13 protein-coding genes and 1 tRNA gene are annotated in these 12,417 nt (G+C 68.6%); 3 read left to right on the top strand and 11 right to left on the bottom strand.

Features of this window, described 5'->3' with window-relative positions; translation table 11 throughout:
• Both ACLF3M_RS24105 and ACLF3M_RS24110 read left to right on the top strand, forming a co-directional pair.
• The coding region (locus ACLF3M_RS24105) for a recombinase family protein (RefSeq protein ID WP_430659535.1) at nucleotides 1–682 on the top strand (682 nt) is incomplete at its 5' end.
• On the top strand, nucleotides 679–1,086 hold the full coding sequence (locus ACLF3M_RS24110; protein WP_430659536.1) for a hypothetical protein: 408 nt from the start codon (nucleotides 679–681) through the stop codon (nucleotides 1,084–1,086). The genes ACLF3M_RS24105 and ACLF3M_RS24110, both read left to right, overlap by 4 nt.
• A gap of 140 nt (nucleotides 1,087–1,226) precedes the next feature.
• On the opposite strand, the gene ACLF3M_RS24115 is transcribed toward ACLF3M_RS24110, so the two are convergent.
• The 10 genes from ACLF3M_RS24115 to ACLF3M_RS24160 form a co-directional block, all read right to left on the bottom strand.
• Nucleotides 1,227–3,014 carry a TRAP transporter large permease subunit gene (locus ACLF3M_RS24115; protein ID WP_430659537.1) on the bottom strand — a complete coding sequence of 596 codons (1,788 nt, stop codon included), beginning with the start codon at nucleotides 3,012–3,014 and terminating at the stop codon, nucleotides 1,227–1,229.
• A gap of 98 nt (nucleotides 3,015–3,112) precedes the next feature.
• Entirely contained in the window at nucleotides 3,113–4,141 is a 1,029-nt protein-coding gene (locus ACLF3M_RS24120) for a TRAP transporter substrate-binding protein (RefSeq protein WP_430659538.1), read from the bottom strand.
• A gap of 142 nt (nucleotides 4,142–4,283) precedes the next feature.
• A complete protein-coding gene (locus ACLF3M_RS24125; RefSeq protein WP_430659539.1) occupies nucleotides 4,284–5,324 on the bottom strand; it encodes a transketolase family protein in 1,041 nt (346 codons plus the stop codon).
• Nucleotides 5,321–6,172, bottom strand: a complete 852-nt coding sequence (locus ACLF3M_RS24130) for a transketolase (RefSeq protein WP_430659540.1) — start codon at nucleotides 6,170–6,172, stop codon at nucleotides 5,321–5,323. The genes ACLF3M_RS24125 and ACLF3M_RS24130 overlap by 4 nt, the downstream gene beginning before the upstream one ends.
• A 64-nt stretch (nucleotides 6,173–6,236) precedes the next feature.
• Nucleotides 6,237–6,986 (bottom strand): SDR family NAD(P)-dependent oxidoreductase, encoded by a 750-nt coding sequence (locus ACLF3M_RS24135; RefSeq protein WP_430659541.1) that lies wholly within the window; start codon nucleotides 6,984–6,986, stop codon nucleotides 6,237–6,239.
• A 94-nt stretch (nucleotides 6,987–7,080) separates the two neighbouring features.
• A complete protein-coding gene (locus ACLF3M_RS24140) occupies nucleotides 7,081–8,061 on the bottom strand; it encodes a LysR substrate-binding domain-containing protein (protein WP_430659542.1) in 981 nt (326 codons plus the stop codon).
• A 257-nt stretch (nucleotides 8,062–8,318) separates the two neighbouring features.
• Nucleotides 8,319–9,221, bottom strand: a complete 903-nt coding sequence (gene tcmP / locus ACLF3M_RS24145; protein ID WP_430659543.1) for a three-Cys-motif partner protein TcmP — start codon at nucleotides 9,219–9,221, stop codon at nucleotides 8,319–8,321.
• Entirely contained in the window at nucleotides 9,218–9,973 is a 756-nt protein-coding gene (locus ACLF3M_RS24150) for a DUF5131 family protein (protein WP_430659544.1), read from the bottom strand. Before ACLF3M_RS24150 ends, tcmP begins: the two co-directional genes overlap by 4 nt.
• Nucleotides 9,974–10,142: 169 nt before the next feature.
• Complete coding sequence (locus tag ACLF3M_RS24155) at nucleotides 10,143–10,700, bottom strand: hypothetical protein (protein WP_430659545.1); 558 nt, start codon at nucleotides 10,698–10,700, stop codon at nucleotides 10,143–10,145.
• Between the two features lie 329 nt (nucleotides 10,701–11,029).
• Nucleotides 11,030–11,104, bottom strand: a tRNA-Gly gene (locus ACLF3M_RS24160).
• 75 nt (nucleotides 11,105–11,179) lie between these two features.
• Here ACLF3M_RS24160 and ACLF3M_RS24165 point away from each other — a divergent pair.
• A complete protein-coding gene (locus tag ACLF3M_RS24165; RefSeq protein WP_430659546.1) occupies nucleotides 11,180–11,698 on the top strand; it encodes a prolyl-tRNA synthetase associated domain-containing protein in 519 nt (172 codons plus the stop codon).
• A 96-nt stretch (nucleotides 11,699–11,794) separates the two neighbouring features.
• Here the strand turns inward: ACLF3M_RS24165 and ACLF3M_RS24170 are convergent, their stop codons facing one another.
• Complete coding sequence (locus ACLF3M_RS24170) at nucleotides 11,795–12,268, bottom strand: DUF3597 domain-containing protein (RefSeq protein WP_430659547.1); 474 nt, start codon at nucleotides 12,266–12,268, stop codon at nucleotides 11,795–11,797.
• Between the last annotated feature and the right edge of the window lie 149 nt (nucleotides 12,269–12,417).

Consider the following 12,417-nt stretch of genomic DNA (forward strand, 5'->3'; position numbering starts at 1 on the left):
TGTAGCGGCGAAGTCCGGCCGGCCGCTAGACAAGGGTGACGTCTACAAGATCCTGAACCTGCGGACGTACATCGGCGAGGTCACGCACAAGGGGAACGTCTATCCCGGCGAGCACGAGGCGATCGTGCCGCGGGAGCTCTGGGACAAGGCGCACGCCATCTTGCAGGTCAGCCCGCGGGCCAGGGCGGCGCAGAACCGGCAGCACGCGCCGGCGCTGCTGAAGGGGCTGATCTTTGGCGTCGACGGGCGCGCGATGTCGCCGACGCACGCGCGCAAGAAGGGTAGGCTCTACCGGTACTACGTCGCGCAGCGCGTGCTGAAGGGCGACACCGGGGATGACACCAATCTCGTCCGGCGCTTGTCGGCGGCCGAGATCGAGCGCGCGGTGGTCGACCAGGTTCGCGCGCTGTTGCGCCAACCTGAGATCGTCGCCGGCACCTGGCTCGCGGTGCGGGGCGATGCACCGGACCTGACCGAGCGTGAGGTCTACGACGCGCTGCAACGGCTTGATCCGTTGTGGCACGAGCTATTCCCGGCCGAACAGGCACGGATCGTGCGCGCGCTGGTCGATCGCGTCGTCGTCGGGCCTGAGGGCGCCGACATTCGGCTTCGGGTCGAGGGTCTCGCTGGATTGGTCCGTGACCTGGCGCCTGCGCCGACCGCGTTGGAGGCCGCTGCATGACCGCCGCTACAACGCATATCTGCGTCCGCGTGCCGCTCGCTATCCGGTGCAGGCCTGGTCGCAAGACGGTGGTGATGCGGGTGCAAGACGGCAGCGACGCCGCGATTGCGACGCGCGCGGACCCGGCACTTCTGAAGGCACTGGCTCGGGCGTTCCGGTACCAGCGGCTACTGGACGAAGGGCGATACGCCTCGATCAGCGAGCTGGCGGCCGCGGAGAAGATCGAGCGGGGCTACTTGGGAACGCTGCTGCGGCTGACGTTGCTGGCGCCGGACATCGTGGAAACGGCGATCAACGGTCGCCATCCGGTCGACCTGACGCTGCCGCAGCTTCTGAAACGGATTCCGCTTTGTTGGAGCGGACAGCGACAAGCCTTCAGAGCTTGCGCTGCAGCACACGGCTGACGCCGCGACTGACCGAGAAGGGCGGAAACAGGACATACATTGCGGCCACAGGACAGGCGACGAAAGCATCGCGAAGGCGGTCAGAAACGCCGCCAGACGGGCGATGCCGCTCATTGCAGCATCGCCCGGCCGGCGTCGCCTCAGCCCAGGAAGCCGATCGAGATCCAAGGCACGGCGGCAACCACCAGCAGCCCAATCATCAGGGCCATGACGTAGCCCAGGATCGGACGCATCCCCTGGTCCGGGTGGATGCGGCTGATCGCACAAGCCGCGTAGTATCCGACGCCGAAGGGCGGGGCGAAGAGGCCGATGCCCATGGCGAGGATCACCACCATCGAATAGTGGACCTCGTGGATCCCGACCTGCCGTGCGATCGGGAACAGCAGCGGCCCGAACAGCACGATCGCTGGGATCCCCTCCAGCACGCTGCCGAGGATCACGAAGGCGACGATAGAGACCGCCATGAACCCGATCGCCCCGCCGGGCAGGCCCGCCATCACCCGCGCCAGGTCGCCCGAGAAGCCGGACTGCGTCAGGGCCCAGGCCATACCTGTCGCCGCCCCGATGATGAGCAGGATCGCACCCGACAGCGCCGCCGTGTCCACCAGCATGGGCCGGAGGCGCCGCCAATCGAACTTGCGGTACACCAGCAGCCCGACCAGCACGGCATAGGCAATGCCGAGCGTCGAGACCTCCGTCGCCGTCGCCACGCCCTCAATAACGGCTGCCCGGATGAGGAAGGGCAGCGCGATCGCGGGAATGGAGATCAGGAAGGCCCGCCCAACCTCGCCGCCGCTCGCGCGCCGGACATGCGACAAGTCCTCACCCCGATACCGACTCCACACCACGAAGCAGAGCGCCGCACCGAGCACCACGCCCGGCAGCATCCCGCCGGTGAAGAGCGCAGAGATGGACACGCCCGTGACCGCGCCGATGGTGATGAGCACGAGGCTCGGCGGGATCGTCTCGGTCTGCGCGCCCGTGGCCGACAGCAGGGCGACCAGGTCGCCCTCCTTCGCGCCGCGCGCCTTCATCTCGGGGAACAGCACCGGCGCAACGGCGGCCATGTCGGCGGCCTTCGAGCCCGAGATACCAGAGACAAGGTACATTGCGCCGACCAGCACGTAGGACAGGCCGCCGCGGACATGGCCGAGCAGGCTCGCCAGGAAGCCGACCATGGCGCGCGCCATGCCCGTCATCTCGATAAGTTGGCCGAGGAAGACGAAGAGCGGCACCGAGAGCAGGATGAGGTGCGACATGCCCTCGTCCATCCGGCCGACCACGACCAGCATCGGCGTGTCGGTCGTCAGTGCGATGTAGCCCGCCGTCGCCAGGCCGAAGGCGAAGGCGATGGGCACGCCCGCGAAGACGGACGCCGCGACGATCACCACGAAGAAGATCAGCAGGTTCAGGTTGCCGAGCCCCTCTAGCACGGGCTGCAGGAGCGCCATGCCGGCGACGAGCAGCGCGACCACGCCAACCGCGCCGAGCACCAGGCGCCAGTTGCCCGCCTCGACCAGCCGTAGCAGGGCCGAGAGGATCATGAAGCCAAGCCCCACCGGGATCGCCGCAGCGCGCCAGCTGTTCGGGATCTCAAGCGCCGGCGTGGTGATGAAGGCCTCCTCGGCCGCGAACTCGAAGGCGGGCTCGACGACGAGCAGCAGGAAGGCCAGTGCCGCGGCGATGGCGACGACGTCGAGGAAGGCGCGGACGGGCGGCGCGACCTTGCCGACCAGCGCCGTCATCCGCATGTGCTCGCCGCGCTGGAAGGCGACGACCGCGCCCAGCATCGCGAGCCACAGGAACAGGATCGAGGCCAGCTCGTCCGACCAGATCAGCGGCTTGTGGAGTGCATAGCGCGCCACCACGCCGGCGAGCAGGACGGCGATCTCGACGACGACGAGGATCGCCGCCGGGACCTCGATCATGGAGCGGAGGATGGTGTCGGCCGACCCCACCCATCCTGGCTTCCGCAGCGGAAGGCTTTCGCCCTCCGCCACCGGGATGTTCTCGGGATGCATGGCGGTCACACCAGCTTGCCCACGACGCCCTCGAGCGTGCTCCAGGCTTCCTCGCCGTAGCGGCCCTTCCACTCCGTGTAGAAGGTCGTCCGACGGAGCGCGTCACGGAAGGCGGCCTGGTCCACGTCGTTGAACTGCAGGCCCTTGTCGGTCAGCTCCTGCCGCAGCGAGGTGCTGAGCCGCGCGATGTCCGCACGCTCGTCGCCGGCCGAGCGGTCGAACTCGCGCTCGGCCACCGCGCGCACCGGGTCGGGCAGGCGGGTCCAGGCGCGGCGGTTCGCGAGGATCCAATAGCCGTCCCAGACATGGCTCGTCATGCTGCAGTAGCGCTGCACCTCATACAGCTTGGTCGTGGCGATGATCGGCAGCGGGTTCTCCTGGCCCTCCACGACGCGGGTCTGCAGGGCGGAGTAGAGCTCGTTGAAGTTGATCGGCGCCGGGCCCGCGTCCAGCGCTCGGAACAGGGAGGTCAGCGCGGGCGCGGGTGGGACGCGGATTTTGAAGCCGCGCAGGTCCTCGGGCGTGCGGATCGGCCGCGTGGAGGAGGTGATCTGACGGAAGCCGTTGTCCCAGGCGCGGGAGGCCGTCAGCAGGCCGGCGCGGGCGATCTGCGCGCGGACATAGGCGCCGAGAGCGCCGTCCATCGCGCGCCAGACCGCGTCGTAGTCGGCAAACGCAAAGCCGGTGTTCACAATACCGGCCGTCGGCACAAGGGTCGCGAGCACGGAGGAGGAGAGGTTGAACAGCTCCACCCCGCCGCTGCGCACCTGGGACAGCAGGTCGGTGTCCGAGCCCAGCTGGTTCGCCGGGAACAGACGGATCTCGAGCCTGCCGTCAGTCGCCTCCCTGATGCGGCTGATCGCTTCCTGCGCGCGGACATTGACGGGGTGCGTTGGGTCCTGTCCGGTCGCGAGCTTGAAGTTGAACTCAGCCGCCGAAGCGGGGCGGCTCAGCAGACCAAACAGCGGCAAGGCGGCGCCGGCCCCGAGAAGGGTGCGGCGGCTGAAAGTGGCAGTCCTGGACGTCGAGCTCATGTCTTCCTCCTGGTGTGGATGCGCGCCGCCGTTCGCGCCCGGGCATGCTTCGCCCCGGCACGCGCGCTGAGTTGCACGGCGTGATGTGCCCCTTCGTGTCGCCGCGGCGGCTCGGGGCTGGGCCGCCGCGGCAGCGCTCAGCTCAGAGCCAGCCCTTGATGCTGCGCGCCATCGCCTCGGCCGAGATGCCGTAGCGGTCGTGCAGCGTCGGCAGCGCGCCTGCATCGAGGAAAGCGTCGGGCAGCGCCACCTGGCGGAAGCGTGTTGGACGCACGTCGGAGCGGAGCAGGGTGCCGGCCACCGCCTCGCCGAGGCCGCCAATCACCGTGTGATTCTCCGCCACCACGACGACCCGCCCGCTGCGCCCGACCTCCTTCAGGATCGTCGCCTCGTCGAGCGGCTTGATCGTGGGCACGTGCAGCACGGCGACACCGACCCGGTCGGCCTCGAGCAGCTTCGCCGTCTCCAGCGCGCGCATCGTCATGAAGCCCGAGGAGATGACCAGCACCTCCGCGCCGTCGCGCAGCAGCTTCGCCTTGCCGAGCTCGAAGCTGTAATCGTACTCGTCGAGCACCAGCGGCACGTTGCCGCGCAGCAGGCGCATATAGACCGGCCCGTCATGCGCGGCGATCGCGGGGACCGCCTGTTCGATGTCGAGCGCGTCGCAGGGATCGACGATCGTGAGGTCAGGCATACCGCGGAAGATCGCGATGTCCTCCGTCGCCTGGTGGCTCGGGCCGTAGCCCGTGGTCAGGCCGGGCAGCGCGCAGCAGATCTTCACGGACAAGCCTTCCTCCGCGATGCCCTGGCTGATGAAGTCGAAGGTCCGGCGCGAGGCGAAGGCAGCGTAGGTCGTCACGAAGGGCACGAAGCCTTCATGGGCCAGGCCGGCGGCCGAAAGCATCAGCAGCTGCTCCGCCATGCCCATCTGGTAGAAGCGGTCCGGGTATTCCTTCGCGAAGACGTGCAGGTCGGTGTACTTCGCGAGGTCGGCGGTCATGCCGACGATCTCCGGCCGGGTCTTGCCCAGCTCGACCAGTGCGCGGCCGAAGGGCGCGGGGCTGGTGCGTTGGCCTTCGCCGGCGAGCGAGGCGATCATTGCCGAGGTCGTCAGGCGCGGCTTGCTCGGATCCTGCGCCTGCTGCGCCACGCCCCGCCAGGGGGCCCGCTTGGTCCTGGTCATGACTGCCTCCCCGCACCCAGTGCCTCGATCGCAAGCTTCCATTCGTGCTGCTCCACCCGCAGGAAGTGCGACTTGTCACGGGTCTCGAGGAACGGCACGCCCTTGGCCATCTTCGTGTCGCAGATGATGACGCGCGGCTTTGGCTCGCTGACCGTGCGCGCGGCGTCGAAGGCCTGCACGAGGGCGGCGATGTCGTTGCCGTCCACGCGCTGGACGTGCCAGTTGAAGGCCTCCCACTTCGGAGCCAGCGGCTCGAAGTTCAGCACGCCGGTCGAAGGGCCGTCGGCCTGCATGCGGTTCACGTCCACGATGCAGATGAGGTTGTCGAGCTTGTGATGGCCCGCCGACATCGCGGCTTCCCATACCGGGCCCTCGTCCAGCTCGCCATCCGACATCAGGTTGAAGACGAACCGGTCGGACTTCTTGCGCTTCAGGCCGAGCGCGATCCCGACGGCGATGCCGAGCCCGATGCCGAGCGACCCGCCGCTGATCTCCATCCCCGGCGTGTAGCTCGCCATGCCCGACATCGGCAGGCGGCTATCATCGGTGCCGTAGGTCTCGAGCTCCTCGGCCGGCACGATCCCGGCCTCGATCAGCGCGGCGTAGAGCGCGATCGCGTAGTGGCCGATCGAGAGCAGGAAGCGGTCCCGATCCTCCCAGGCCGGGTCCTCCGGCCGGTAGCGCAGCGCGTGGAAGTAGGACACCGCGAGCACGTCGGCGACGCCGAGCGCCTGGGCGATGTAGCCCTGTCCCTGCACCTCTCCCATCCGCAGCGCGTTGCGGCGGATGTTGTACGCGCGCTCCTGCAGGCTCGGCGCGTTGGCAAGCGCCGTGCTTCGCGCTTCCATGGCGCGTCTCCTCTCTGTGCGTTGTTGGTGGAAGCCGGTCCGCCACGTCGCCGTGGCGGGGTGGTCAGTGGATCAGCATGCCGCCGTTGACGTCGATCGTCGCGCCCGTGACGTAGGACGAGAGATCGGAGGCGAGGAACAGGTAGATTTTCGCCACATCCTCGGCGTCGCCGAGCCGGTTGAGCGGAATGCCCTTCAGGATCTCGGCCCGCATCTCCGGCGTCAGCTTGCCGCCGGTGATGTCGGTCTGGATCAGGCCGGGGGTGACGCTGTTGACGCGGATGCCGTCCGGCCCGAGCTCGCGCGCCATCGCCTTGGCGAGGCCCAGCACGCCGGCCTTCGCCGCGGAGTAGTGCGGGCCGCCGAAGATGCCGCCGCCGCGCTGCGCGGAGACCGACGACATGCAGGCGATCGAGCCCTGCCTGCGCGCCCGCATGTGCGGGATGAAGGCCTGGCTGAGATAGAGCACGCCGGTCATGTTGACGTCGACGATGCGCTGCCAGTCCTGCGGCGTGATCTCCATCGTCTTCACGGGCTGCGAGATGCCGGCGTTATTGATGAGGATGTCCACCTTGCCGAAGGCGCCGATCACCTGCTCCGCGGCTTGGCGGCAGCTCGCGAGGTCCGCGACGTCGCAGCCCACGCCGACATGCCCGGCGCCGAGTTCCTCCGCCGCGCGCCGCGCGCCCGCCGCATCGAGGTCGAGGATCGCGACGCGCGCGCCGTGGTCTGCAAAGAGCTTCGCGGTAGCGCGGCCGATGCCGCGTGCGCTCGCGGCGCCCGAAATAACAGCGGTCTTGTCGGTGAGAAGCATGGACGTCTTCCTCGGTCTTGCCTGAGGAAGCTGTGCCGCATCTGGCGCCTCATCGACAAACGAGAAAATCGCGCCGACCGGAGAGTTGGATTCATCAATCGCCCGTGGCGGGCGCCCGCATGACCGGCGCGGCCGCGAAGTCGGTCGAGCCCGCGTCCAGCTCGCCGAGGTCGATGTCCAGGCTCAGCTCCCGCTTCAGCCACTCGACGAACAGGACCATGGCCCGTGCGTAGCGCCGCGAACGCGGGAAGACCAGCCAGTGGCCGGTGTAGACGACATCTTCGCACACGCCCTGAAGCGGGCGCACCAGGCGGCCCGACGCAAGTTCGCGTTCGGCCAGCAGCGTGGACTCCAGTGCGACGCCGAGCCCGTCCGCCGCCGCACTCAGCGACAGGAAGCTCCGGTCAAAGCGGGGGCCTTTCGGAGCGGGTGCGGCCATGCCGTTGGCGGCGAACCATGCGGGCCAGCGCACCTTCTTCGTCTCGCTCTCAATCAAGGTCTGCGACAGCAGGTCGCGCGCGCTGGTTATCCGCGGCGCCAGGTCGGGCGCGCAGAGCGGCGTCACGGTCTCGGTGCCGAGCGGCAGGACGATCACGGCCTGGCGCGATGCGGCGCCGTAGAAGTCGGGCGGCAGTGCGCCATACACGATATCGGCATCAAACTCGTCGGCGATGAAGTGCGTGTAGTCGGTCCCCGCGGCAATACGCAGTTCGAGCCCCGGGCATTCCTGCAGCAGCCGGCGCAGGCGAGGCATCAGCCACTGCGCTGCGAAGCTCGGTGCCGCGTGCAGCTTGAGCAATTGCGGCCCGCGTGCGGCGACGCTGCCGACGCCGAGCTGCAGTTCACCAAAGCCGCGCTCCACATGGCGCATGAGGGTTTCGCCTTCTGGCGTCAGCCGGACGGTCCGGCCCTCGCGCTCGAACAGCATCGTGCCGAGATCCTGTTCGAGGCCACGTATCGCATGGCTGACAGCGCTCGGCGTCAAGCTGAGGTCTTCGGCAGCGGCGCGGAACGAGCCGGTGCGCGTGACAGCCTCGAAGGCGCGCAATGCGCCGAGCGGTAGATGCCGGAGCATCCGACAAGCATGAGCCTGGCTTGTCAGGCGCGGCAAGACTGCCGTAGGGCTGATAGGCGGGCCAAACCACAGCGCGTAACCGGAACACGCCATCACGACGCGCCCAGCTGGGTGTCGATTGCGGGTCGGACTCGGCGGTTCAACCCGCTTGGTCGATCGAGGCGGCTGGCGGGAACGGGTGACACTCCGGCGCCACAACGCCGACGGGTCCGAGAAGATAGCGTGGCGCCGGCCGCCGAGCAGCAAGGCACGTCCACTCAGGCCGCGCTGGCCCGGTCCACCTTGTCGCCCTTGCTGAGAATGTACCGCGCCCCATCGAGACCCTTCGGATGGGGACCGGCCCAGATCAGGTAATAGAGGTGCCCGCCCTTCGTGTTCTTGATCAGCCGCGCGGGCGAGACATGCCCGAACGCCGCCTTCAGCCGACTCCGGTACCACTCCAGTAGGCGCTGGCCTGAATCCCGGCGCTTCTCCGTCTTTGCCCCGAGCAGGTCAGCCTTTTCCTCGTAGACCTGACCATACCAGTCCGGCGATCCGAAGAACCGGTCCAACGTCTCGCGCCAGCCGGGCCGCAGCTCAGCCGAGCGCGGCAGGACGCGCTGGATGCCCATGCCGAGGGTGAAGTTGATCATCACCTCGATGCGCTTCGTCGCCGCCAGTCGCTCGATCATCGACCAGGACAGCTGCATGCCGAACGGGTCGAGAAACACCACGGCAAGATGACCCGAGCGGCCCAGATCGCCCTGTAGCAGGGCGTCCAGCTCTTCGTCGCACTGGCCCGGTCGGAGCTCGATTCGGTAGCGTTCGCCGTGTTCCTGCTCGGCGACGCGAGCCGGGTCGCGCTCGATGAAGACATAGCGGGAGAAGGGGTTGGCGATGCCCAACGCGACGCGCGGCGAGCCGTGAATGTACTCCTCCGCGTCAGCGTCAATCGGCAGAGGATCGAGCTCAGCAATAAGGCTCTCGGCCGCCCCCTCGCTCAAGCGGCGCCGCAGCCTAGCGCGGCCCGCGCCGGCGAAGGCATCGACGAAGGTCGTGCTCTTGACCCAGTGGCCCTGGTTCTTCAGGACCTTAGTGTAGAAGTCGAGATACGCGGCCAGCGCATCTAGCTTCTCGCGCGCCCACGGGCCGACCGTCGGGGTGGTATCCACTTCACTCATTCGGCGGCGGCCAAGGCGGTCCAAGGTTGCCGGGGTTGCGGAAACTCATCCCAGAGACGGCCGTCCAGCATCCGGCCGTGCTGCGCCGGGCGGAACCCGCCCCACTGCTTAAAGAAGAACGGCACGCCGGCGCCGATGCATTGATCGCGAATCTCGCGCACCCAGGCCGGGTCCATGAGGCGCGCGCTCGGCCCGCTTTCACCGCCGACGATGACCCAATGGATCCCGCCTAGGTCCAGCGTGCCTACCGGCCCGATGAGCGGCTCGATAGAGAGGAAACGCACGGCGGCAGGTGCCTGCTGGAGGTGGCGGACGCGCGATAGTCGAACGCGGTCCTCGACCGACACGCCGAACCAGATGTGCTCCTGCGCGGGCCGCGTGGCATAGCGGCGCCTCAGGAAGTCGCGCATTAGGCTGCTACGCTTGGTCAGGAGTTGGAACTGATGCCAATGGGCCTGCTCCATCGTGTCGAAAATCTGCTCGATGAACGGTGTCGGGACGCCCTTGTGAAACAGGTCCGACATGGAGTTGACGAAGATCCGGCGCGACCGCTTCCAGAGCAATGGCTGCTGCAAACGCTCAGGCCGCAGGGTTAAATCGAACCCGGTTTCGAAAGGGTGGCCTGGCGTGCCCCGAAAGCGCTCCGAGAATCGGGCCGCATAGCAATTGCCGCAGCCAGGGCTGATCTTCGTGCAGCCCGTTACCGGGTTCCAGGTCGCGTCGGTCCACTCGATGTCTGACGAATCGGCCATTCCAGCCCCCAGAACATAGGCGGAATCGTCTCACAGGGCCCTTTGTTCCGCAACTCGGAAGGGAGCGGGGCGCGGCAGCAGTCCCTCTGACGGTCGTGAGCCGCGAATATGGGGCGCAGTTCGGCTGGAATAGCTACCGGACCGTGGCACCATCCGGGCGAGCCGCTGCTCAACAACCGCGGCCGCATTCCGCGCACATCATCAGCCCGCGGCGCTCACGCGACGGCTCGATGAGATAGCCGCAGCGCAGGCAGTTGGCGCCGTCGTCGTTCGCATCAAACGGATCAGCGACGCGCCGGGCCGGCGCGGCGGCCGTCCGCCTGCGCGGCCGCCCACGACCGCGGCGGGCTGGCGCGACGGGCGCCGGGTTAGGAACGGCAGGCGCGGCTTCAGCGGCCGGCATCGATGGCGATCTCGGCGGCATCGCGTGGAAGGTCGGCGCGACCGGCGCGGCGACGGCGGGCTTCGGCGCGTCGGGGAACGTGGGCGGCGCGTCGCGCGCGGGGAAGCCATCGTCCCAGGACGCCGCGCGAACCCCGAAGGAGGACGGCCTAGCCTGTTCAGGGGCGCGGCTGGGGGCGCCGGATCGGACATGCACGACCTCGACGGTCCTGCTGCCTTGAGTGCCGTGGGCGCCGCGCCTGGGGATGCTACGTTGCTCGTGGCGCTCGGCGGTGGGAGCCTTGTCGTCGCGGAAGCGCGCGAAGACGCGGTCGATCTCGGACATGCGTTTCCAGAAGATTAGCGGCCCGCGTACCGGAGCTGATCGCTGCCGAGGCTTGAGGGCGCGTGAGAGAGTTAGTGCGGCGGATCGCCTGAGCAATCGCAAGCCTGAATTTCGCGACTAGGGTCCGCCAAAAACGATCCGCGATCAACGACTTAAGCTTGAGGGCAAAATCGGCCAACCCTCAAGGTTCGGAGACTCTCCGCTCTCTCCGGCCCGAATTTAACGGTGATTCCGCCTTCGAACCATCAAGTTCTGTACGGAAACCTAGGCCAAACCTGGGCTTCAGCGCGGTGCGCCGTCGAGGAGAGACGGGTTGTGAGAAGGCCGATTGGAGCGGGCGAAGGGATTCGAACCCTCGACCCCGACCTTGGCAAGGTCGTGCTCTACCCCTGAGCTACGCCCGCGCTCCGTGCGGAGGCGGGCTTCTAGCACGCCGGATCGGGATTGCAAGCCACCCCGTCGCGCGGCAAGTGCACCTCATGCCGGAAACGCCGCAGGGTCTTCTCGCCCGCCTCGACGCGCTCGGGATCGAGCACCGCACCGTGACCCACGCCCCTGTCTTCACCGTGGAGGAAAGCAAGGCGCTGCGGCCCGACCTGCCGGGAGGGCACTCCAAGAACCTGTTCCTGAAGCCGCAGAAGGCGCCGGGCCCCTTCCTGCTGGCCGTGCTGGAGGAGGATCGGCGTGTGTCGGTCAACGCGCTCGCCCGGGCGCTCGGCGTGCCGCGCGTGACCTTCGGCAGCGCCGGGGAACTGGTGGCGACGCTCGGCGTGGAGCCGGGCTCCGTCACCCCCTTCGGCCTGGTGAACGCGGCACCGGGCTCGGTGCGGGCGGTCTTCGACCGGCACCTGGTGCAGGATTTCGAATGGGTGAACTTCCACCCCCTGACCAACGCCATGACCACCGCGATCCGGCCCAAGGACCTGCTGCGCTTCCTCCGCGGGCTCGGCCATGAGCCGGAGCTCGTGGATCCGCCAGCTGGCCCCGCCTTGCCCTGACCATGGTCGGGGCGAGGCGGTTAAGCTTTCGCTGGCTCGGCGATTCACGCGCCGAGAATGCCCGCCTGCGGCGTGCACACGCCGAGCGATCGTGGGCTAGCCCTTGAGGTCGTCCGGCACCCGCCCGCCATTCTCGGCCAGCCGCCGCATCACCGCGCGGTGCAGCCAGAGGTTCATCTCCGCACTGCCGTCGCGCGGGCCCGTGTAGCCCAGCTCCTCGGCCAGCTCCTTCCTGGCGTTCAGGCTGCTGTCGAGGTCGAGCAGCTTCATTAGATCCACGATGGAATGCCGCCAGTCCAGCCGCTGCGGGTTGCGCGCGGCGAGCGCCTCCAGCACCACCGCGACATCCACCTCCACCGGCGCTGCGGGCGACGCCGAAGGCGCGCCGGATTGGGTCGCCATGGGTGGCGGGGCGGCGCCCTGGGTGGCCGACGGCGCCCCCTGGGGCACGGCCTGCCCGCCTGACCGGCCGCCCTCCTGCGCCGGCGGCTGCGCGGCCGACGCCGCAGGTGCGGCAGCCTCGGCGCCATGGCCGAAGACGCGGGAGAGGATGCTGCGGAAGACGCTCATCGCCGGGGTTCCCTGACTCGTGTCAGGTGCAACGGCCGCCGCGGGCTCTCGTTCCGCCTTCCCCATGGCAGCCCGCCTTCCGTCCGTCCCCGCCTTGTCCTCCGCCCCCGGGCCGCGCATCTATCCCCCGAAGAGCTACGGGATGCCTG

It is taken from the genome of Falsiroseomonas sp. HW251 (assembly GCF_050563545.1).
Classification (GTDB): Bacteria; Pseudomonadota; Alphaproteobacteria; order Acetobacterales; family Acetobacteraceae; genus Falsiroseomonas.